The sequence below is a fragment of the Cyclobacterium sp. 10D3-21 genome, assembly GCF_055809755.1.
The window spans coordinates 3,158,166-3,181,443 of record NZ_CM147924.1 but is presented as its reverse complement, the minus strand read 5'-3'; the positions used below and the strand labels follow the sequence as shown (position 1 = coordinate 3,181,443).

The following is a 23,278-nucleotide window of genomic DNA, read 5'->3' as shown; positions in this document are numbered from 1 at the left end:
GGGTTCGTTTTTTGAGGACCCAAAAATATACATTATATGGAAGGAAAGAAAATAAAATTGGTTGTTCAGCGATATTTTACGGCACCTCTTTTAACCTATCTACCGGAAGATGGATTTGTAATGTGCTCAGTTTAATGGACTGCCCAGTTTATGTACCGTATTTTGAATGGCCCCTTCCATCACTAGTCCGTCTTTATTTTTTATGGCATATTTTACTTCCATTCCCCAGGTTGGTTTAATCTCAGGTATAATCAATTCCAGGGAATTTTGGTCTTTTCCTAAATTTACCTTTGTAACTTTAAGTGTTTGGCTATTGTAATGTTTTGACCCATAACTTCTTGAGCGCAATAAGTCCCAAGTAGTCACTGTATAATTTGCTGTATCTTCAGCAGTATTGAAGTCGATTTTTTGAGCAAAATGGAGCGTAATACCTTTCTTGGATGCATTGATCCCCACTGGCACCAATAATGGCGCATTCATTTTTCTTATGCGGAAAAGCCCTCCCAGCTGGGACTGTGTAGTACCCCATGCTGATAAACCGCAAACATACAATTGTCCATCTTCAGGATTGAATCGCCCGCGCATAATTCCTGTAGAAAACCGAGGAATAGGAAGTGCTACAATACCACCCTGCACCTGGCCTTGGACGGTTTCAAAAGGCACCAAAAATACCTTTCCGTATCCATAGGAGAAATTCAATAATTTACCATTTAAGGCTCCCCATTTTTCGCTGTCTACCCATAGCAATTCCGAAGGGGATCGATCCCAATCTCTATCTACCCATACCATAGGTAATTCCATGCCCGTATTTGAACTGTCTGCAGGTGGATCATAGCCAAACATATTGCCATTAAAACTGCCCTTTTTCACCCAATTAATCCGATTCATAGGGTTCCAGTGTCCTTCCTGATCCGTCACAATGAAACTACCATCCGGATTGATACAAACACCATTGGCCGCTCGAAAACCTGTGGCAACTATTTCAGTTTGGGCACCGTCGGCACTAACTTTAAGCAAGGTTCCATGCTGGGGCACAAGGGCCTCTCTGGCATGCCTGGCGCTTTTTGCATAATAAAAATTTCCTTCCTCATCTGTCTGCAATCCCATTGCAAATTCATGGAAATGATCTGTTACCTGATGGTCACTGTTAAAACTTTCATAAAAATCAGTTTCCATGTCACCATTTAAGTCGTGCAATTTAACCAGTTGATCTCTACAGGTAACAAATACCTCCTCCTTGACTACTTTGATACCCAAAGGTTGAAATAAACCAGAGGCAATTCGCTGCCAGGTAAGTTTACCGCTGTTTTGGGTAAACCCTTCAACCAACCATACATCTCCATCTGATGAACAAACTACACCTCTATTGGCATCCGTGAAAAAATCCAAGCCACTTAACCTCAGTTGGTTTTTCCAAAGCATATTGAATGGTGGATTCAAAACATCAACCTGAAAAGGTCCATCATGGTCCCCCTTTACTACAGATGATGTCAATTTTTTCGAATATCTTGGAGGTCCTCCTTTGGTATATTTGTCAAGCGAAAGTTGTATTTGAGCATCAGCTGCATGTGTCTGCAATTTTTTCAATCCATCTTTTGCCATGTACAACTTAAATTTAGCCGATGATCCAGGGGTAATCTCAATGAGTATAAAACCATTTTCTTCTATAAGTTTAGCCCCATCTCCCTTAAATGCCACAGCTGTTCCGCCTGGAGCTACCCTTATTTTCATTACTTGAGATGAAGCAGACACATTTATAGTCCTTGTAAAAACAGGTGAATTTTCCACCATCTCTAGACCGAAGGTCTCCAAAATATTGGTACCACCTATATTATAAGAAATGATTACCTGATCTTCATGGGTGTATACACCATCAAACTTCGCCCAATTCTTTGGTAAGGGACCAAATCTTCTTTTATCCCTGGCCATAAACCTTGGATCCTCAAATGAGCCCGTTTCAGGATTTGCCCAGCCTGGTCCGACTGGATTTTCAAAATGTAGCTCTCCTGTAATCCGTGGAGAAATATTATGTTTCCCGTTAAACAATATACCCTCCCAATCAATAAAACCTTCTCCTGTCCATGCCCCAGCTACTCGCATTAGATCATGGTCAAAAATCATCCACGCCTTGCCTTTTGCTATGCCTCCTTCACCCTTATCCAATCTTACAGCTATCCCTTTGTAAGCAAAATTAGCATCCACAAGATTCTCATCTGGTAGAGGCTGAACAGGGCCTCTGGACCGTTCTCTTGGGGGAGCATTTGTTGGAACTACCTCATACGTATTGATTAAAAAATTACCATAATCCATCTCTGCCCAAGGTTTGTAATCTTTAGGAGCTGGACCATATGAGCTGCCTTTTGGTAAATTTGACAAATAGTCATTGTTGACACCAAAAAATTGTTGGGGATTACCCTGTTTAACAAACTCCTCCGTAATATAGTGTATGAGGTCATATTTTTCTATAGGTGAAAGTTGCGTTTGAGGAGGCATGGCTCCATAACCTCTGCTTATAGTTTGATAAATTGAAAATGGATCATTCCCCGCTTTAAATTCTCCCTTCCAAAATTTGAATGCTGTAGGAATGGATCCTTCTTCTTCAGGAGTCCCATGGCAGTTCATGCAAATTTTTTCATATAAATGAGCACCTGTTTTCAATGATTCACCATTCCTATCATCAATTGCTTCGATTAGCCCTTTGTGGTTAATCCTTTCTTCATAATCCGGAAGGTCTTCATTCGATAATATATAATTGGTTTCAAGCTTTTCATATTTTGATGCTTTTTTTTCAGCTTTGCCACATCCAATCATTAGCAACATGATAAAAAATAAAAACAAATTACTGGTAAGCTTCAACATGGCATTTAAATTATTTCTATAATCAATACTTTATCCAAAATATCTCCTTATATTTTCCCGATAATTGAAATTAGTTTAAAAAATTATAAACATTGCCAATGAAAAGCTTATTTTTTTAAGAATTCTTACCTTCCCACAGCTCATTTCCTTGTATTGCAACCATTTCCTTCTAATCCGAAATAGGCATAGACCTTCTATTATGTGATGGAATCACTTCCCTATGTGTCAAGCTTTGACACACCCTATTGCATAATCCGAGTTTAAGGTGGTTTAAAATCAATTTTCAAGGGATTGAGCTGTTGAAATGAGGGGATTTCCACTGGAGTTAGCAGCCATACGTAACTTTTTGCTGATGTCTTAGATTCGGGATTAAAGTGGTAGAGAGTACCGCTACAGATACCCGCAGATGGCGAAGGATGATGGCCGTTTGTAGAAAAATAGGAGAACATGATTTTACCGGTATCATGGCCTGGTATTCAAAAGCCTTAAAAAAATATTCATCCCTGTTGGCTACATCTCCAACTGATGGAATTTACGATGGATAAAAAAAAATGAAGATTTACCAAAAAACCTTCATCTCAACATTATTTTAAAACTAAAATTAAATTACGGAATCCGTATTATTTCCTTTGAATTTAAGGACAAATCATCAGGGTTAAATCATAAATCAAATTTAGATTTTAGATTAGTAAAATCCTGTAAACTGAAAGGTTTCACCCAAAAGTCCACTACTCTTTCGTAAGACTTTGCTTTAAAACGATCAGCATCCTCGATCGATGAAGTAATAATAATTACCCTAAGTTCAAACGGTATTTCTACATTCTCCAATTCATCTAAAACTTCCCAACCTGATAATCCAGGCATATTAATATCAAGGAACATAAGGTATTTATTCCCAGATTCCTTTTTTACAAGAGAGTCCAATACCTCCTCGCCATTATTATACGAAATTATTTGATGGGAAATCCCTGCTTTTTCCATCAATTTCTTCTGTAATAAAATTACGATTGGGTCATCGTCTACTAAAATTATATCCACCTTCTACTTATTTACTTGAACAAATCAAACTTTAAACCCAAAATCAATCCTTACTAACTAGTAGTATTCAGACCTAAATCAGAACAATTATTCAATGTACAGTTTTATATATTTAAAATACATTTTTTCAAATGTAAATTAAGAATAACGAATTAAAAAAATATTGCACCCTTTTTTTCTTAAAATAATGCCCATTCTACTTTTCGTAATATAAAATATTTGCTGTATTATAAATTCAAATTTTTAGAGAATAAATATTCTGAAAGATTTTAATAATGAAATAGCCAAAATCACCTATGATTATTTGAGCAAAACGTTAATCGTTTATGGAATATAAAACTTTCTTTCGACAATGAATAGAAGTACCAAAATAAATCCATTAGATACTTCTCCTCATAAGCCCATTCTTAAAGTCTATTAATTATTGGCCTTTTAAACCAAATAATCACCAAACGCCTCTTAGTGGTCGAACATTTTTTCGTAATGAGGAATAGTCGCCAGGATTCCGCCACTCTTTTCATAAAATGCTTTCCCAGTTGGATAAACGCCATTTTTGGTTTTAACCCATTCTTCATTTGCCATTGGGTGATAGCTAACCATTTTATCCCAATTCTTGTAATATTGATGTCCATTGGTCTCTTGTAATCCAAGAGGCATGTCAGGAAACGAATGTAATCTTGCCGCTACATTTTTATTCCAATCTACCAAAATTGGATTTACGGTCAAATCCGCACAGAAACAAGGAACATTTTTCTCATAGGCCGCTTGAGCTATCTTCATGGTCATGCTCATGGTTTTGGCTATCGCTTTAAGAGCAATGGCAGAATAACCCTGTTCTATTCTTTCAAGCGCATCTTCTACTGTATGCGCACTTTCATCCGCCGCTATGCGTACTCCTAAATCACCAACAAAAACCTTATTTTTCTCACCAAAAGGCTCTTCAATTACTGCGATTTGATCAAATGCGCCAATTTTTTTGGCATGGTCTAGAAAGCGCTCCAGGGTTTCTTTTTTCTCATACCTTTCGTTAACATCAAAATAATAAGGGATTTTGCCATTTTTAGTATAAGGCGTTTCCCTGTCACCTAAAGTTTTATGGACTTCTGTAAGGAATTCAATGTCCTTGGCCAACATTTCCTTCTGTGTTCCTGCAGCACCCGTTTTTAGTTTCATAATAAAATGACCCTCATCGGCGGCCGCTTTGATATCTTTAATAGGGGCTCCAACACTAAATGAAGGTATGCTTGCAACTTTATCATGTTTTTGAGACAAGCCCGGACGATACGCTTCAGGGATCATCTCATCAAAATTTTTCATGCCATTTTCTTCACCGTACAATAACCAAATGGCATTGTCTACAGGAACGAGTGAATTAAGCGCAAAAGTGGTCTTCAAATCAGGATTACCAGTGATTTTAACGCCATAGGCATAAACTTCCGGCAATATGTCATCAAGTAGGCTAACGGGGTCTACAAAACTGTTCCCTTTTATGATTTGCAAGGCCCTTTCTGTCATCGCATACATCAACGCATTTCCACCTGTAGTAGAATGGCTTTGAAATACGGCTTTGTCTGACCACAAAGTACCTTGCGTGCCAATTCCGATCTTGTGAATCCCACTATCCGATTCCATCAAAGCAACCGCCTGCCAAGCCTGAGTAATTGCACTCCCCTTAAAACGATAAGGAAATAATGGTTCTCTTTCGAAGTTTGAGTCAGTATGGGTTATTTTTATTTTCTTCATTGCTTTGTTTACTTTTTTAGAATGACCAAAACTTATGGAAGGGCTAAGACCTATTCCACCAGCAGCTAGCGCTATTCCTGACTTGTTCAAAAATTCTCTTCTGCTAAATCCGTTATTTTCGTTCTTCTTCATGGTTGTTAGTTAATTGGGGATTTTATTTAAGGTATACCAGGCCTCAGAAGACCATAATGAATTTCCAGTATTGCTCTTTAGATCAACTGGCAAATTAAAATATACGACATGATTTTCCTTTAACCCAGAAATCTTAAGGTCTATTTTCATTCCATCTTCCGCCAATTTAATGTCCTCGGGCTTCAAAGTTTCCAAATCCAATTTTGGCCCACCATAAGCAGCAGTAGCTTTGTACCTATACTGCTCAATGACAAACTTGTCTAGAACGTCGTTTAACGCCTCCTTTTTCAGTGGTTCTGTGAAAGCAATTTCAAAACCGTCCGGTTTGGCCTTGATGGTTAACATCTCAAAGGTACTTTTTCCATTAAATTTGATTTTCTCTAATCCATACTGGTTTTCCTTCCAGCTCCAACCCCCGACCATGCCTACTTCACCTACGTACAAAGCCCCATCAGGTCCCCAAACAAGCCTATTGACCCCTGCAGTAAAGCCTTGAGAAAATCTAAATACTGCTCCCTGGTATTGTCCTTTGATTTTTTCCAAAAAGTCACGTTTAATTCCTCCATTACTGACGTCACCATGTAACATCTGTCCTTTATAAGGCCCATCTTTCATTAAAATAGGCTCGGAAGGTGAATTGCCAATTTCATTATCAGGCAACCAAATTGCAGGAGGACTGGCTTCTGGTGGGTCTTGCTCCTGTTCTGCACTCAGGCCCCAAGCCATGCCATTGTAATTGTCTTTTTGAACATGGATTAATTTATTGGCAGGGAGCCATTGGCCCTGGTTGTCTGTTAGGAACAATTCATCATCCACCCCTATACCTATTCCGTTTGGCGTTCTAAGGCCATAATCTAACCTTTCGATACTGCCATCTTTGCTAATTTTAAGCGTTCTGCCTCTGTCAGGGAGTTGCCTATCTGTGGACAATAACCGCATGGCCATTGATAAGGTAATGTAAAAGTGGTCTTCCTTATAGACCAAGCCAAAGGCAAATTCGTGGAAATCATCCGATGCTCCCCAGCCATCACATACCACCTTGTACTCATCCATTATCCCATCTCCATCGAGGTCTGTCAATTGGGTCAGCTCATGCTTTTGAAGTACGTAAATAGATCCGTCCACTACTTCCATTCCAAGTGGTTCGGCCAAACCTGAAGCGATGCGTTGTATTTTGATTTTTTTAGGATCATTCTGCTCAACTCCCTCTAAGGCATAAATTCCACCTATGGAATCCCAGGTACTTACCAAGAGTCTTCCGTCTGGCAAAAATGCCAATCCTCCAACCCTTGGTTGGAACTCTTCATTGTGCAAAACCGTCAGGTCATAACTAGGATGGACACCTTCCAAGGGTGCGCCAAAACCAGGCTTTAACGGAATAGACTCCTCATTGGGTAGCTTAACCATTTTTGCTTTGGCAGTAGGCTTTTTCGAGCTTACTTCAGCATCCTTTGGTCTAAAAGTAAAAACATAATCCAGTATGGTTTTAATTTCATTCTCCTTTAAATCCGGGTGTGGGTTCATGGGGGTTGTTCCCCAGACTCCTGCGCCTCCACTAATAATTTTCTTTGTTAGATAGGCTATATTGGATGGATTCCTCTCATACTTCGTTGCCACCTGCTTAAATGAAGGCCCTACCATTGCGTTTTTCTCTTCGTGGCAAGTATAGCAATCACTGTTTTCCATCCACAAAATTCCCAAATGATCATATCCTTCACTAATCGCAGGTTTTTCCTGCTTAGGGATAGGCTCAAAGAAATCCAGAATCTTAGATTGGTCAGTCACGGTAATGAATTCTTGCGCGTCCGACGCCTGTTGTAAAGTCACTTCTAAGTCTGCTGAGGGACTATTTACAGTGAAATTCCTTTCAAACCCGGTTTTCCCATTTTCATTGATCGTGAATTCTGGGTTTTCTTCAATAGCGATGGCTTCTCCATCTGGTAAAATCAGCTTGTACTGAAGCGTAATGTGATTGTCCAAAATAAAATACCCTTCATATTTCAAATCGGCAGGCACAGGTTTACCATTTCTACTTACTGTCCATCGATTGTAAAGCTTTCCTTCTTCATAGTAAGGAACACCCCAACTTGTGGGTTGTATGTTTTTTTTATTGGTAAATACAGTACCTTCCTTGGTTACGCCACCATTCCATACTTTATACAATTGGCCAATACTCAGATCGTAGGCTGCGAAATTAACGCTATCAAAGGCCAGAGTTAGCATTCGTGGTTTTTTATCCAACACGGAGCGAAATGCCCAAGGATCCATGGTTCGGATTGCCGGTTCACTTTTTGGAGCCTGGCAGGCATTAAAAATCCATACGTGAGCGATAAGGACCAAAGGCAATAAACCTTTTTTTAAGCTAAGATTACAGGTTTTAAAATACATTGTTTTTTATTGACTAAAATGGACCTTTTTCAGTAGTAATAAGTGCTTTTGGACCGCCTGGCATCTCACCTCTGTCCCTTTGAACTTTAAGTGGCCTGCCATCTTCTTTATTGTACCAATCTTTTGTTAAGTTGGTGGGGACCGAATCATCGGTTTCAACTGACCATTTCTCTAAAGCAAACCTCAGCTGTACCATTTCTTTGTTATCCCCTATGATGGTCGCTCTATTCAATAACTGGTATTTGTCGTCAGCTACGAAGTAGAACTCCTCAAAGGCGCGTGTTGCGGAAAAAACATCTGCTTGTGCAGGGTTAAGTTTGCCTTGGTCCCTTAGTTTCCTGAGATCTGCATAGGAATCGCTGGAATTGGAATCTGCTGGTCCCTGATTGGCAAATTGAGAACGGTTATTTTTTATGTATAAATAATCTTTCGTTCTTACCATTCGCTCATGGGCTTCATGATCATGCCAATTGTGCTCCGCAAAAACATAATTTCTAAAGGGTAAATCAGGATTTTTAAGGACGTATAAAAAACTCTTTCCCTGAAAGTTATCAGGAGCTTTTACCCCTGCAAGTTGTAAAAAGGTTGGGGCAAGATCTATACTGCTAACCATGGCATCGGCTACCAAACCACCCTTCAAAGACTTTGGCCATTTTACAAGCAATGGCGATTTGATACCTGAATCAATGAGTCTGGTTTTACTTCTGGGAAATGGCCTACCATTGTCCGATAAAATGAAAATAATTGTATTATCCAATTGACCCTGCCGTTCCAATTCTTCTTCCACTTTACCTATGAAATGATCAAATCTGGTCATTTCATCGTAATAATTTGCCAGATCTATTTTAGTAGCTGGTTCATTGGCCAAATAAGGAGGCACCTCCACCTTATCCGGGTCATGCGCTCCAGAGAAATCATTCTCTGCCCAAGGCCGGTGAGCATCTAAGGCTGCCAACCAAAGGAAAAACGGTTTATCCATTGGCCTTTCCTTTAAAAGGGGTACCCAATAATCTTCCCCTCCCTGGCCTATCTCAGGTTGTTTATCATAAATCAGGTCAAAACCCTTACGGGGCACTGGACCCATATGCCATTTACCGGACTGCCCGGTAAAATAACCTGCTTCTTTAAGTAATTCAGGAAAGGTGAGTATATTCTCCGGCATGGCTGTGTGCAACTCAGCAGCCCCTGTATTGTGGGGATATCTTCCCGAGATAATACTACTCCTACTTGGACTACAGGAACTTGTAGTCAAATAAAAATTAGTAAATTTGATTCCCTGAGAAGCGATTTTGTCTGTAACAGGCGTGGAAGCAATTGCATTTCCATAACTACCCAAATCTTCATAGCCTATATCATCAGCGATGATCATGACAATATTTGGTCGATTATCCTGGGCCCAGATCAAATTATTAGCGGCAAGGAAAACAAACATCAAAAACAACAAACTACCTGTCTTTATCATTTTTCGTTAAAGTCTACTTCAAAATCACTTTCATTGACCCAGCGTGTATTAAAAGTTTCACCTGTCATAAATCGATTGTAAAAATTTCTCAGAATGTCTTGAGAATATTCGTAATTATCGAAAATAGCTCCGTTCCCAAACATTCTTGGGTCTTCCTGTGCTTTCAATTGTTTGAATAATTCATCCTTTAAGGCTTCTTTTACATTTTTATATTCTGGATGCAAAGCCAGGTTATTCAAGCCATAGGGGTCTTTTTTTCTATCGTAAAGCTCCTCTTGGGGTCTTTTACCGAAAGAAAGATTCCAATACTTTAATTCACCTGAAACCCTTCTTTGATTGAGGATCACTGTTTTTGTTGGGCTTCCATCAGTATTGAGGTAACCTGTTTCTGGATTGCCGGCGGGCCATCGATCCGTTTCAAAATTATGGATATAGGTATACTCTTCATTAACTATTCCCTGAATAGGGTATCCCTGATCATCCGGCCTGCCTATATCATGCCTTTCCTTCCCAATCAACACCGCATTTCTGGAAGGGTCGGTTATTCCTCCTTCTTCTGCTTCAAAAATTGGTTGAAGACTTTTCCCAGCAAAAGTAGCCATTCCTGAACTGTCAAAACTTACCTTTCCTACCTCCAGGAAAGTTGGCGAAAAATCTACAAAACTTACAAAATCATCAATTACTCTGCCGGGGTTCTTTATTCCTTCCCCCCATCTTATGGCCAACGGAAGGTGATTTGAATATTCATATCCTTGCCCTTTAACTCTTGGGAAAGGCATGCCATTGTCTGCTGTAACTACAATCAAAGTATTCTCCAGCATCCCTCTCTTTTCCAGAGAAGCCAACATCTTTACCAAATGCTGGTCAAAGTATTCTGTTTCATAGGCATAATCCAATAGGTCGTTTCGAACAGAATCATTGTCCGGCCAAAATGGAGGCACCTTGTCAATCATGTCTGTGGTTTTCCCTCCCAGCACTGCTCCAGACCCGTAAGAATAAGCACGATGCGGCTCAAAAGCGCCATACCAAAAATAGAAAGGTTCCTCTTCTGGTTTCTGATCCAAAAACACTTCAAAATTGGAAGCATAATCAATTGGACTAATATAGGGCGTTGGGGCATCCATTTTCAAATCACTGAATTGCTTACCCGTCAGTTCTCTATCACCTGCATCCCCCGGCGCCCATCCTTTGCCTGTAAACCCAGTGAAATAGCCATTGTCACCCAAAACTTCTACATGTGATAGAAACTTCTCAGGAAAAAAAGGCACATGATTGGCCGCTTCTTCCAATTGCCATGAATTCCTTCCTGTGATGATAATTGACCTGGAAGGAGAGCATTTGGCATTTGGGGTATAGGCTCTGGTAAATAAAAGTCCCTCTTTTGCTACTCTATCGAATCCCGGAGTCTTGATCCAGTCTGTTCCATAAGCACCTGTATGTGGAAAAGACAAATCATCTGCAATTACAAATAATATATTGGGAACTGCTGGAACCTCTTCCTTTTGCTTACAGGAAAACAGACAAACAAAAAAGCAAACCAACAACCCTCCCCAAACACTGTATCTTGCAGACATAAAATTCAAGTTAAATTAATTGGAAGAAACACAACGAAATCCAGTATGCTCCAATCCTGTATCGGCAGAGGATTTCATCTTACCACTTACCCTATAACCTTCACAATAGGATACATTGCACAAGAAAGACCCACCTTTTACTACTCTTTTAGGAACAGTAGGTTCCTGAGGATCATAACTGTCTTTTGGACCCTGAGGATTCACGGAAACTTCATCTGTTATCTTGCTGTAATAATCTTCGCGATACCAGTCATTGGTCCACTCCCAAACATTTCCTGCCATGTCATACAAACCATAAGGATTGGGGTCATAGGATTTTGCTGGTGCCAATCCGGTAAATCCGTCCACACCTTTGTCTGTCACTGGAAAGTCTCCCTGCCAAATATTGGCCATAAAGCCACTTTTTTCTACAGGATCATCTCCCCAAGGGAAAGATTTTTCTTCAAGCCCTCCTCTGGCGGCATATTCCCATTCAGCTTCTGTGGGTAATCTTTTTCCTGCCCATTTTGCATAGGCCATGGCATCGTCCCAAGCCACTTGTACTACTGGGTAATTTTCTTTTCCTTCTATGCTACTTCCTGGTCCTTGAGGCATTCTCCAACTAGCTCCAGGTGTCCATTCCCACCACTGTGCAGCATTGTTAAGTGGAATGGGTTGATTAGGAGAATGAAAGGTAAGAGAGGCAGCAACCAGGACATCGTCCGGTGGTTTGGGTGTTCCGGGAGGCAATTGTTTTTTAATTTCTTCCCAATCTGGTTTTTTCTCTGCTATGGTTACATATCCGGTAGCTTCTACAAAGGCAGCAAACTGTGCATTGGTAACTTCTGTTTCATCTATCCAAAAACCATCTACCCTGGCTTTGTGAGCGGGTAGCTCATCTGCTCTACCACGGTCGTCAGTCGATCCTCTGGTAAATTCACCACCTTCGATCCAAACCATCCCATCATGTGAAATGGGGGCGTCTCGCTCTTCTATAGCTCCTGAACCAGCATTAGCAGATGGGTTAAACCTATCTGGAATAGTACCATGGCAATTTTCTATTTCTCCATCTTCTACTTCTTCTTCATTTTTGGAAGAAGAACAAGAAAATAGCGTAAAGGCCGAAAGGCCAATAAGAGTCAAAAATTTTAATCGATTGATCATTTTTAGGTAATTAAATTAAATCAACTTACAATTTAAAGAAGATACGTGCAAACACCTATAGTTCTACCTATTTTTTGATGAACGCACAAATTATCATCTTGGATACACTTACCATGTCCCGTCCAGGTAGGCTAATCTACGCTTGACTTCCTCATTTACTACTTTTAACTCCAAAGAATTAGAAGAAAACCCTTCGCCATATGGGCTGTGGTCTTTAAAGTAAACCAATGTATTCAAGCCTATCAAACTCGCTACAGGGTCGGTGGATTCATTGAGCCATTGGATTAGTGCTGGTATCGGGTTTCTTATTCCTATCCTCCCAGAAAGTTCAATGGCCTTTAATTGTACAATAGATGAGGCTTCATTTTTCAAGTCTGGAAGCCGGGTATAATCCACGCCCATTTTTTTACCAAAGGTACAAGCGACAGTATAGCCCCAGTACCTTTCCAGCTCATCTCCACTTTTGATGCTTTCAATAACTTTATCATTGACTTCATCCCAGTCCCTGGTGGCCCAATCAGCAATAGCTATTAAATCCTTTATTTTATCGTGATGCTTTTCCCCATATTCCACCGGATTTTCCAAGGCCTTATTAACCAAAATATTTTCGGGAAGAAATCCCAGGTCATTCTTTTCAAGCATCCACTCATTGAGTCGTTTTCGCAGGTCTTTTAAAACCATCTTTTGATTTGCTGCCAGGTTTTTTATTTCGAAGGGATCTTCCTCTAAATTATACAGCCTTTCTACAGGCTTTTCTCTAAAAAACGCTGCTTCTTGTGGATTCAATTCCCCTTCATTGTAAAGCGTTCTCCATGAGGCAAAAGCCAGCATCTTATAACGGTAATTGTTTTGCATGCCATCTGGATAATAGGGTTGGTAGCTACGGATATACTTCCATTTTCCTTTCCTGACAGCTCTCACCATTTCATACTTTTCATCAAATCGATCCGCATGTCCATACGTTTCATCTCTTTTTTCAAGCGTTGCTTTCTTCAGCCCTAAGCCCAGGAATGGACGACCATCCATTTGCTCAGGTACTTCCAATCCTGCGAGATGCAAAACCGTAGGAGCAAAGTCAATAAAGCTCACAAATGCCTGTGGTTTTTCTTGATTATCATAGGGAACAAGTTCTTTGAAATTTTCCGGGATTCGGACTACCAAAGGAACATTAAGACCTGTCTCGTTCAAATAGCCTTTACTACCCGGCAACACGCCACCGTGATCTCCAAAATAGAAGATAAAAGTATTTTCAAGTTCCCCAGCTTCCGCTAATTCTTCCACCTTCTTTCCTACCCATTCATCTATCTCTCTTATTTTATCTCTGTGATAAGCGACAGTATACCTAAACAAAGGGGTGTCTGGAAATTGGGGGAATAAAAATACTTGTGCAGGATCATCCTGGACCTTGTGCTCCATCATCACATCGTTTGTAAAGTGCAACCTGCTTTCATGCGTTTCATGGAAAGTTTCCTGATGGAAAAATGGTTGATTTTTATCTGGTCTTTTTTGCCAGGTAGCCTTTAATGAAGAGTTGTCCCAAACATTGTCATTCTCAACCGCATTGTAGTCCTTCTTCGCATTGTTTGTGGTATAATAACCTGCCTTCCTTAGGTAGGCAGGAAACATCTCAAGCCCCTCAGGCATCGGAGCAATCTTGATTTTCCGGTGCAGGTACATACCTGTTCTGGTAGTAAGTGTACCTGTGATAAGCGTACTTCTGGCCACTGAACATACCGGTGCATTGGAAAAGGCATTGGGATAAAGCAGGCCGGAAAGCAGCATTTTCTCAATATTTGGTGTTTCTACCCCATTGGGGTCAAAAAGCTTCATAAAGTGCTTTGAGTTGTCCTCAGAAATAAGAAAGACAATGTTTGGAGTGGGCCGTTTCGGTTCCTCTATTTCATTGGCTTTCACGCTTTCGCTATCCATAAATGCCATGGACAATACCAAACCTAGGAATAACCGAAATCTGTTTATTGACAAAAATTTTATTACAACCATTTTGAATTATTAAGAGATTCTTATACTGTGGTGAAAAGGTGTGAAACCTGTAAGAAACGCAGTAGGTGATTCCATTTTAGGCAATGCTCCTCTAATGGCTACCCATTTGTGCTTGTACAAACCTGGCCCAAAATTTATGGAGGAACCATTCCCTGTATACTTACCCATACCCTCTTTTAAGAACACAGCATCCTCCATGCCTTCGTGGGGAACCGTTCCGGAAAATGTACCTCCTTGTCTGAATATCAATTCCAGGGCAACCGGAACATTGTCTGTCCCAGTAATAGCAATGTCAATTAAAAATCCATCCCCTTCCTCCTGGATGGTGACCGTATTAGTCAATTCCTGAATTTCAGATTGTTCACGTTGATTTCTGGGCATATTTGACCAAACCCCATCGCCAGGAATATTCTCTTTTGGGAAAGGCTGATAGTAAGGGCCAGTCAATTTACTAGTAAGAATATATTTACCATTCTCCACTTTATAAGAGTCGGCAGAGAACTGTCCCTTCCCAAAAAAGGCACTTGCAAACCTCATGCCTTGAAGCATTAGCTCCTTCTTGTGAAAAGTAAAGAAAACAGAGCTACCTGAAAGAATTGAGGCATCATAAGCACCTCTCCTCACCCTCATTAAATTGGAGTTGCTAAATTCTTTTGCATAATTTATAGGCAATGCTTTTGTTGGTGGCAATTCCTTCCAAAGAGAGGGGTCTTCCAGGAAATAGTATAGAAAACCTGTGGCCTTTTTAAAAGAAGTTTCCTCAATCAACCGACAGGCTGCTGCAAACTGACCGTCCCCGGTTTTCAAAGCCATATAACGATAAGGATAATAATAATTCTGCAAGAAGCCAATGATAGAATTATCCTGTCTTCCTGAAGCTTCTGTTACAATCTCTCCATTGGGATGAATGTAAAACAGGTTCATTTTCAGGTTTTTATACACATAATCTAAAAGCTCTGGTTTATCAAATCCTCTGGCAATGCTTATCAATACCCTATCACTTAAAGAGGAATAAATATAGCTGCTTTTCTCCTGAAATTGTCCATCTTGGTCCAGGTCTATCTGCTCAGCAAGCCATTCTTCAGCCCTTAAACGGTACCCTGGATCTGGGTTGATTTTATATAATTCTGTCAGTCCCGAGCTAACTACCCAACGGTGATTGGGCGTATGAATGCCTCCAACTTTTAAGGCCTCCCCAGCATTTATTAGAAATTGCTTAAGTGGTATCAATACACTTTGCTTTTCTACAACTTCAGCCTTGTCCAGAAGTCGCCATACAGGTGCTAGCCACTTCACTATAAAACCTGTATCAGGCGTGGAGTGAAAATTGGTAGACACCAAGTCAATTGTTCCATCCTCATGCTGCAATGTCAAAAAATAATCGCAGGATAAAGCCAATTTTTTTCGCAATTCCTGATCATTGTAAAAGGCTGATTCCGGGCTAACCAAGGCAGTAATTCCCGCCCTAAGAAAGGATGTGATAGAATGGGCAGTAGCCATCTCATGGCCATCTAGGATGGCGCCATAGTAAGGAGCGCTTTGGTCATCAACATATCTTTTCAAGATACTTCGGACTCCCGCATCATTGTTTGAAATCATCTGAAGTAACCAATCAGGTTTGCTGATTTCGGAATTTTGAGAAGGGGATTTAAATGGATTTATAGACAAAGAGGCAAATGGAGCCAAAAGTGTTAATGTTCCATTTTTTCTAATGAAAGCTCTACGCTTCATAAATATTCGTGGATTTTGGTTGATTTCGGGAAACAATAAAGCCTAAATATACAATTTTTTTAACACAGGAAAAGGGCTGGAAACTTTCTTTTTAGCGTTTGAGCGAATACTATAAATAGGCATTAACCAACTTATTGAACAATGTAATCTAGCCAAAAATTGTCTTTTGCTGCATTTCTCCTAATGTGGAACATGTCGGTTCATTCCAATCTCGGAACCCAGCTCTATTGGAATAATTTAGAAAACTTAAGCATCCTATCCTTAATCCTTATTAGAGAATTAACAATCCACAGGCTCTGAGTTCATCTCTCATTGTGCTAGTAAAAAACGGATCAAAATTCCCGCAATCCTCCTCAAAGCTTTTCCTAAAGTGCCCATAAGTTATTGGACTCCCTGAATTTGCCATTTTATCAATAGTCCCAAGTAGCCAATCAGCCACCTTTTGCGCTAGTGTAAAGTCAATAATGGCTGATGTTGTGTGAAAAGTAAGTAAAACCCTGGTGAAGGACTTCTTTTTTTTACGGATGAGTTTTTCTGAAACGATTGGCTTATTGCCTAACCAAACCATTTTTGCCCCATCCTTTACAAGGCTACTGTCCACCTTGTCCAGGCAAGCCACTATGTATTCAGGGCCAATGGTTGGCCCGGGAATATTAAAGTCAAACCAATCCTGCAAAGGAAAATCGAAACCTATCCCATGCATATAATTAAACAAGGACTTCTTCAATCCATAGCTAAATTTGGAATGGTCTATTCCAGTCTTGTCCTTGAATGCAATGTCATTATTGGCAAAAGAGACTGGGTTTTGTTTTGGAATAATATGGTACTTCTCTGGTTCCAAACCAATAGGACTGTGGGCCGTCAAGGCAAATTGATGCCAAAAACCAGACCTCAATACACCTTCTTCAAAAAGTTGCCTCACCATTTCCAGGCTGTCGATAGTCTCCTGAACGGTCTGGGTGGGATAGCCATACATTAAATAAGCATGCACCATGATACCCGCTTCGGTGAAATTTCTTGTTACCTGAGCCACCTGCTCCACTGTTACCCCTTTATCAATCAATTTTAACAGCCGGTCTGAGGCCACTTCCAAACCTCCTGAGATGGCAATACACCCCGATGCACTTAATAGCAGGCATAAATCAAGCGAAAAACTCTTTTCGAACCGAATATTTGTCCACCAGGTTAGGGTCAGTTTTCGTTTAATAATCTCCAATGCCACCGCCCGCATCAGCGCTGGTGGTGCAGCTTCATCCACAAAATGAAACCCGCTTTCACCGGTTTCTTCCACCAACTGCTCCATGCGGTCAACCAGTATCTTTGCTGTCAGTGGTTCGTATAATTTAATATAGTCAAGAGATATATCGCAAAAAGTACACTTGCCCCAATAGCAACCATGTGCCATGGTGAGCTTATTCCACCTGCCATCGCTCCACAAGCTATGCATGGGATTGGCAATCTCTATAACAGAGATATAATGGTCTAATGGTAAATCACTGTAATCAGGAGTACCCAATTCACTTTGCTTGTAATCACTTTCGGCTGATTTATTGTTGTAGATTACTTCATTGCCATCATAATAAAAAGTACGCTTTAACTTAATATCTGCCAGTAAAGGGTATTCCTTATTTTCTATCAGCCTCAAAAGTATTTCTATTGGTTTTTCACCGTCATCCAAACAAATGAAATCAATAAAGTCAAATACCCTGGAATCAGTAATGGTTCTTAATTCGGTATTTGGAAAACCTCCTCCCATTACAATTTTCACCGATGGGTAGTGCTGTTTTATAAATTGTCCACAGCGAAAAGCACTGTATAGATTGCCAGGGAAAGGAACAGAGATGCCAACCAATTTGGGCTGTACCTCTTTCATTTTGTCTTCCAGAATCTTGATACTAACTTGATCGATATAAGTAAGCTCCGTATTTAATTTTTCATGGAGACCATCAAAATTATTTGCACTTTGACCCAAAGACTCTGCATAGCGGCTAAATCCAAATTTTTGATCAACACACTCTACGATAAAGTCTGACAAATCCTCTAAATATAGGGTAGCGAGGTGCTTGGCTCTATCTTGCATCCCCATATTGCCAAAGGCATAATCAAGGTCATCCAACTGCTCAAACCTGGATGCTTTTGGAAGAAAGTTGTCGGTACAAATTTTCCTTGCTAATGTGGCGTTATTTCCCTGAAGGAAAAGAATCACTGCATCTATGGATTGAATGTAGGTTTCTTTAAGGGCAAAGATCCTATGGGCATTTTCAGAGTCTATTTTGTTATTTTGATTGGCAAGTGTAAAGATTTCATCCAATCCTTTTTTACAAAAAACAGCCTTAATCACATCTATTCCCAGGTCCATCTGGTAACTGCTAATCCCTTTGGTATTCAAAAATCCTTTAAGATAAGCGGTACCCGGATAAGGTGTATTTAATTGTGTAAATGGAGGGGTAATTAAAAGCAAATCTTTCAATGGGTCTGTTTTTTAGCAAATACAAAAGTAAGTGAAAACAATTTACTCCTCTATATTTATAGAAATAAAGGTAGCAATTCCAAACCGAAAGCCCCCTGAGCTGTATTTTCTATTCTCGAAACCTGCTCCCATTTCTAGCCTAAAAACGCGAAATAAATTATCCAGTGAGTAACCCAATTCCCAATAATGAGGAGAACTGTCCGTTTTTAGGTAATTAAAAAAGATATTCTCCCTAATTCCTGAAAACCTCAAGCCTGGCAATTGGGTAAACAGAAACTTTCTAAACTGGTAATGAAACAATCCTCCAATATACATATCAGAAGTACTATAGATATAATAATCTAAAAACCTATAATTACTGGCTGCTCCCATATTGCTAAAGATCGTTCGGTTTCCGCCAAAGTGCTTGAAATCCATAAAATAGGCTTTGTCATTGGCTAAAAAAGTACCCGCATTTAAGTTAAAGGCTAATTTCCCACTCACTCCAAAGGGAATAGCATGCTTTAAGCCCAATTCAACTTGCTGAAAATCGGCCACCTCTGCACCTTTATAAATGATAGGAAAAGCTTGCTTGTAGTTCAGGAAAATTAATGGGCTTGAATCCATTATTGGGGTTTTACGCCCATTTCTTATCTGGTACTTTAGGCCCGGTCGCCAATCAATGTTCAAATCAAATAACACCCCATTATTAGCGAGAAAACTGGCCTCTTCATCACCATTTAGATTTGGCCGATTGGCGGTGTATTCTTTTTTCTTGGTATAGAAAAAACTGTAATCACTGTGATTGGTCAACGGACTTCTCTCCTCAATACTGAAACTTGTCCTATAAGTAAACTTGTCTCCCATCCTATGTGCCCAGTAGAATTTTGCAAAAGTTTTCTCATACAATTTCATGTAATTCTCCCTTAAGAAAAGAGAATAAAAAGCATTTACTTGTTCACTAATAGGTTCTTCAGCGTTGTACTGGTAAATGTATTTGCCTCCATCTACCCCCCAGCTATAGCCTTCTCTACCTTTGGTTACAGACCTACGAAAACCCAATGTCATGAAGGCTTTTTCACTGGCAAAACCATACCTAAAGGCTGGCCTGATATTCCAGGATTTCACATGATTGGTGACACTATCTGCTAGTTTGGTTACTTTCTCTTTGCGGTAAAACCCTGAAAAACCGACTTTAAAGCCCTCCACAGTATTAAAGGACATCTTTGTCCAATTGGTATGAAATCCTGCTGACCTCCCCTTACCAAAATTATACCTCCCTCCAGTTAGAAAATCAAAAGCCTTAAATTTCCTTTTGGCTTTTTGGGCAATGCTATCTACTTCACTGTTTTTTGCTGCTTCCACCAGTGCCAAACTATCATCTCTCACATAACCCAGGATTTCCTTAGTGGTCAAAGGTGCTGGTCGTATACTGTCCCAATAAGCACTGTTTCTTTTGGTAGCCAGAGAATCTATGATGTGTGACCTGACGGAAATTATATCCTTGTCTTCTCGTTCTTTTGCAGCTTCTTTTTCATAGGCCGCTAGCAGTTTTCGATACTGTTTTCTACTGAGTTGATCCGCCTCCTCCAATTGCTCGATTGGTGATTCCTTGGTAGATATATTTCTAATTTGCTCAGGGATCTCAGTGATTTTCTCGTCCAGGATTTCGGTTTCGAATACAAGGTCTGGATTGAGTTTTAAGTCATAGTCTCTGGTGGATGCCAGGTATTGAAATTCACCAGCAAAACCAAAAAATTTTCCACCAAAATCATAGGTATGGGTAATAGGCATCCAAACGTTTTCCATTACCGGCGCATATTGCTGCTTGACGCGTATGTCAAAACCCAATAGGGAAGTTTTAAGATCCAGACTATGGATGGCCCACAAATCCTCTATGATATAGATATAACCATCAAAAACCCTTTCCCCTTTTGAACGGGGAATAACCCTGATTTTATTGACAAGCACTTCATTCTCAAGAAATGTACCTTCTAAGCGAAACTTGTAATAGGCAAAGGCTGATCTAGCCAAGGGCGAGATAATTTCATTTACTTTGTCATCATAGAAACTGGCTCCAATATAGGGAGCTGGCGAAGTTTGGTTATTGTCTCCACTGGAACGAATGCTAATTACGGTCTCTTTGATTTCATTTGGTTGTTCGAATTCGATTTTGGAAACCGATTCCGAGGTGTAGGCCTCATTTAAGCCGATGCCTTCCTCAGCCAGCTTCTTTTTAAGAAAAAATGGGGCATCTGTAAGTTCGCCCGTACCTTTGATATACACCATCATGCTATAGGCTTCTACCTGAAGCTTGTGGTACTTGGCTTTTGCAATGGCTTTCCGGATAACTGTTAGGGCAGGGTCCTCGGCACCTTCCGTCACTTCTACTTCACTAAGCCCATAAGTTTGCATTTCCAAACTTATATTGACTTCTACCCAGTCATCCTTAACTTCAATGGCTTGTAGTTGAGCGGTATAACCTAAATACTGAAAAAGAATATCATAATTCCCATTTGGTAGCTTCCATTCAAAATATCCATTTTGATTGGTGGGTATGCCATCATTTAAATTCCTGGCAAATACCGTAGCAAAAGCCAAGGGCTGTCCATCCTCACTAGAGACGAATCCTTTTATCCCTTGTGCATTTGAAGGCACTCCTGCAATGGCTAAACCCAGTATCACCAAAGCTACTCTAAAAACATATATTGACCCCTTTATCATTCCATCATTGCTTTCCGAAACAACCCAAATTAGGCAGAAACCATTCAAAACCTGCAGCAATTACAAGTATACCAGATTAAATAAAATTATAATCTAAGCAAGTTTTAGCCCAGCTTAATAGGGCATCAATAAACTTAGCATTTATTCATCAATTTAACCCACGCTATCATAAATAGATGAATTGGTTAACAACAATTAATGGGTTAGGGCATCAACTATTGCGCTTCATAGGCCCATTTAACCTGGTCCCATACTTCAGGTCCCTCATTCTTTAGTTTTGGTCCGGGTGTACTTCGCCCATTTTTGATTAGACTGATCATTTCATTTTTCAATAAGGAGGCCACCTCAGGAAAATCATTTATCAAGTTGATCTGTTCGCCAGGATCTTTAGAAAGATCAAAAAGTTGCATAGTAGGTAAACCGGCAAGTTCTTTGGCAGATCGAGGAGCCGTCCAACCTCCTGAACCAGGCCATGCAATTAGTTTCCAGTTGTTTTTTCTAATGGCAAATCTACCTTCAATGGAATGGTGAATTACCGAAGGTCTTACCTCTGCCTCAATGGCACCATTGAGCACCTTCAAAAAACTAAAGCTATCCTCTCCTGCATTTTCAGGCATTTCCTGATCCAAAATAGCTGCGACGGTGGCCATAAAATCGGTTGTACAGATAATTTGGTCCGTGGTTTTCCCTCCTGTAATTTTAGCTGGCCATTGAACAATAAAAGGAACACGGTGTCCACCTTCATAAATGTCCGCTTTATGCCCTCTAAAACCATCACTAGGATCATGCCCAACCTTGGCCAATTCAGCAAAATTAGCTTTGGGAGAACAGCCATTGTCTGAAGTAAAAATCAAAAGGGTATTGTCCAAAATTCCTTTTCTTTCTAGTTCAGCAACAATCTTACCCACCACATCGTCTACCTGCAATACAAAATCACCATACATATTGGTATTGCTTTTACCCATAAACTCGGTTGTAGGTAATATTGGGGTATGTGGTGCTGGAAGGGGGAAATATAGAAAAAAAGGTTTCTCTTTATTCGCGTTTTCATCAATAAAATTAACGGCCTTTTGCGTCAGATTAGATAAAACCTGAACATGTTCAAAATCGGCTCCTGTAGGGCCTTTTCTCCAGAAGCCCTTGTCATCTACATTCACTGTCATTTTTTCAGGTAAGGCAGTAACCTTGTCATTTTCAATATAGACATAAGGAGGAATATCCAGAGAACTGCTAAATCCATAAGCATAGGTAAAACCTACTTGATTTGGGCCATTCTTGATTGGTTGGGAGTAATCAACCTCCAGAATGGTATTCAGGTTGTCAATGTTTTCATATTCTTGCGTAAAAGCCCAATCCCAGCCCAAATGCCACTTTCCTATAAAGCCTGTATGGTATCCAGCACCTTGTAGCAGCTTGCCTACAGTAAAACGTTCTGTATCTATCAAAGGCGCCGAAAACCCTCCCAACACACTGCTTTTAAGTGTAGACCTCCAATTGTACCTACCCGTTAGTATCCCGTAGCGTGTAGGGGTACAAACAGCTGAACTGGTATGCGCGTCTGTAAACTTTATTCCGTTGTTTGCCATCCTATCGATATGAATGGTTTCAAGTTTGCCCTCAGGATTATAACAAGAAGCATCCCCTATCCCCATATCATCGGCCAGAATATAAACAATATTTGGGGCTGGATTTCCCTGTGCAAGGCCAATCCCAACGTTAAATAACAAGTAAAATGCTGAAAGAAAATAGGTTCTCATATTGGGTTCTTTGTTAATTTTTTTAGCTAAGTGAAACAAGGTTTTGGTCGAATTAAATTGCTTTAGGTCCTTCACCTTTTCAACCTTTTCTTGAGGCAAATGGGAATTTAATCCAAAACAGCCAATACACAATGCGTCAGGACTGGCAATTTATCCAAAATTGTTCGAGATATTGAAAATTCATTTAGAAATTACAACGGTAAAGCGATAGGTTGTGGAGTAATTTAGTGATCGGTGATAAGTGATGGGGTGAGTGAGTACTGAATCGCATTTATGT

Annotated in this window: 13 protein-coding genes; 1 reads left to right on the top strand and 12 read right to left on the bottom strand. The window is 40.0% G+C overall.

Going from position 1 to position 23,278, the window contains the following annotated elements; translation table 11 throughout:
- Positions 1-126 precede the first annotated feature (126 nt).
- On the bottom strand, positions 127-2,859 hold the full coding sequence (locus tag AC0L7T_RS12655) for a DUF6797 domain-containing protein (RefSeq protein ID WP_473343011.1): 2,733 nt from the start codon (positions 2,857-2,859) through the stop codon (positions 127-129).
- A gap of 374 nt (positions 2,860-3,233) precedes the next feature.
- Here AC0L7T_RS12655 and AC0L7T_RS12650 point away from each other — a divergent pair, with 374 nt between their 5' ends.
- On the top strand, positions 3,234-3,404 hold the full coding sequence (locus tag AC0L7T_RS12650; protein WP_473343010.1) for a hypothetical protein: 171 nt from the start codon (positions 3,234-3,236) through the stop codon (positions 3,402-3,404).
- Positions 3,405-3,519: 115 nt separating this feature from the next.
- On the opposite strand, the gene AC0L7T_RS12645 is transcribed toward AC0L7T_RS12650, so the two are convergent.
- The 11 genes from AC0L7T_RS12645 to AC0L7T_RS12595 form a co-directional block, all read right to left on the bottom strand.
- Complete coding sequence (locus AC0L7T_RS12645) at positions 3,520-3,897, bottom strand: response regulator (RefSeq protein ID WP_473343009.1); 378 nt, start codon at positions 3,895-3,897, stop codon at positions 3,520-3,522.
- Positions 3,898-4,356: 459 nt separating this feature from the next.
- Positions 4,357-5,772 carry an enolase C-terminal domain-like protein gene (locus AC0L7T_RS12640; RefSeq protein ID WP_473343008.1) on the bottom strand — a complete coding sequence of 472 codons (1,416 nt, stop codon included), beginning with the start codon at positions 5,770-5,772 and terminating at the stop codon, positions 4,357-4,359.
- Positions 5,773-5,781: 9 nt separating this feature from the next.
- The gene (locus AC0L7T_RS12635) at positions 5,782-8,160 is read right to left on the bottom strand and encodes a c-type cytochrome (RefSeq protein ID WP_473343006.1); all 2,379 of its coding nucleotides are present in this window, start codon (positions 8,158-8,160) and stop codon (positions 5,782-5,784) included.
- A 13-nt stretch (positions 8,161-8,173) separates the two neighbouring features.
- A complete protein-coding gene (locus AC0L7T_RS12630) occupies positions 8,174-9,622 on the bottom strand; it encodes a sulfatase family protein (RefSeq protein ID WP_473343005.1) in 1,449 nt (482 codons plus the stop codon).
- Complete coding sequence (locus AC0L7T_RS12625; RefSeq protein ID WP_473343003.1) at positions 9,619-11,196, bottom strand: sulfatase family protein; 1,578 nt, start codon at positions 11,194-11,196, stop codon at positions 9,619-9,621. Before AC0L7T_RS12625 ends, AC0L7T_RS12630 begins: the two co-directional genes overlap by 4 nt.
- Positions 11,197-11,211: 15 nt before the next feature.
- On the bottom strand, positions 11,212-12,339 hold the full coding sequence (locus tag AC0L7T_RS12620) for a formylglycine-generating enzyme family protein (protein ID WP_473343002.1): 1,128 nt from the start codon (positions 12,337-12,339) through the stop codon (positions 11,212-11,214).
- A 108-nt stretch (positions 12,340-12,447) separates the two neighbouring features.
- On the bottom strand, positions 12,448-14,340 hold the full coding sequence (locus AC0L7T_RS12615) for a sulfatase family protein (protein WP_473343001.1): 1,893 nt from the start codon (positions 14,338-14,340) through the stop codon (positions 12,448-12,450).
- 9 nt (positions 14,341-14,349) lie between these two features.
- Entirely contained in the window at positions 14,350-16,071 is a 1,722-nt protein-coding gene (locus tag AC0L7T_RS12610) for a hypothetical protein (protein ID WP_473343000.1), read from the bottom strand.
- Positions 16,072-16,342: 271 nt separating this feature from the next.
- Positions 16,343-18,541 carry a B12-binding domain-containing radical SAM protein gene (locus AC0L7T_RS12605; protein WP_473342999.1) on the bottom strand — a complete coding sequence of 733 codons (2,199 nt, stop codon included), beginning with the start codon at positions 18,539-18,541 and terminating at the stop codon, positions 16,343-16,345.
- A 42-nt stretch (positions 18,542-18,583) separates the two neighbouring features.
- Positions 18,584-21,244 carry a DUF5686 and carboxypeptidase regulatory-like domain-containing protein gene (locus tag AC0L7T_RS12600; protein ID WP_473342998.1) on the bottom strand — a complete coding sequence of 887 codons (2,661 nt, stop codon included), beginning with the start codon at positions 21,242-21,244 and terminating at the stop codon, positions 18,584-18,586.
- A gap of 215 nt (positions 21,245-21,459) precedes the next feature.
- On the bottom strand, positions 21,460-23,001 hold the full coding sequence (locus AC0L7T_RS12595; RefSeq protein ID WP_473342996.1) for a sulfatase family protein: 1,542 nt from the start codon (positions 22,999-23,001) through the stop codon (positions 21,460-21,462).
- Between the last annotated feature and the right edge of the window lie 277 nt (positions 23,002-23,278).

Excerpts from the sequence above, each read along its gene's own strand:
- AC0L7T_RS12600 (WP_473342998.1), bottom strand. The coding sequence starts at position 21,244 with ATGATAAAGGGGTCAATATATGTTTTTAGAGTAGCTTTGGTGATACTG.
- AC0L7T_RS12595 (WP_473342996.1), bottom strand. The coding sequence starts at position 23,001 with ATGAGAACCTATTTTCTTTCAGCATTTTACTTGTTATTTAACGTTGGG.
- AC0L7T_RS12610 (WP_473343000.1), bottom strand. The coding sequence starts at position 16,071 with ATGAAGCGTAGAGCTTTCATTAGAAAAAATGGAACATTAACACTTTTG.
- AC0L7T_RS12655 (WP_473343011.1), bottom strand. The coding sequence starts at position 2,859 with ATGTTGAAGCTTACCAGTAATTTGTTTTTATTTTTTATCATGTTGCTA.
- AC0L7T_RS12630 (WP_473343005.1), bottom strand. The coding sequence starts at position 9,622 with ATGATAAAGACAGGTAGTTTGTTGTTTTTGATGTTTGTTTTCCTTGCC.
- AC0L7T_RS12615 (WP_473343001.1), bottom strand. The coding sequence starts at position 14,340 with ATGGTTGTAATAAAATTTTTGTCAATAAACAGATTTCGGTTATTCCTA.
- AC0L7T_RS12620 (WP_473343002.1), bottom strand. The coding sequence starts at position 12,339 with ATGATCAATCGATTAAAATTTTTGACTCTTATTGGCCTTTCGGCCTTT.
- AC0L7T_RS12640 (WP_473343008.1), bottom strand. The coding sequence starts at position 5,772 with ATGAAGAAGAACGAAAATAACGGATTTAGCAGAAGAGAATTTTTGAAC.
- AC0L7T_RS12625 (WP_473343003.1), bottom strand. The coding sequence starts at position 11,196 with ATGTCTGCAAGATACAGTGTTTGGGGAGGGTTGTTGGTTTGCTTTTTT.
- AC0L7T_RS12635 (WP_473343006.1), bottom strand. The coding sequence starts at position 8,160 with ATGTATTTTAAAACCTGTAATCTTAGCTTAAAAAAAGGTTTATTGCCT.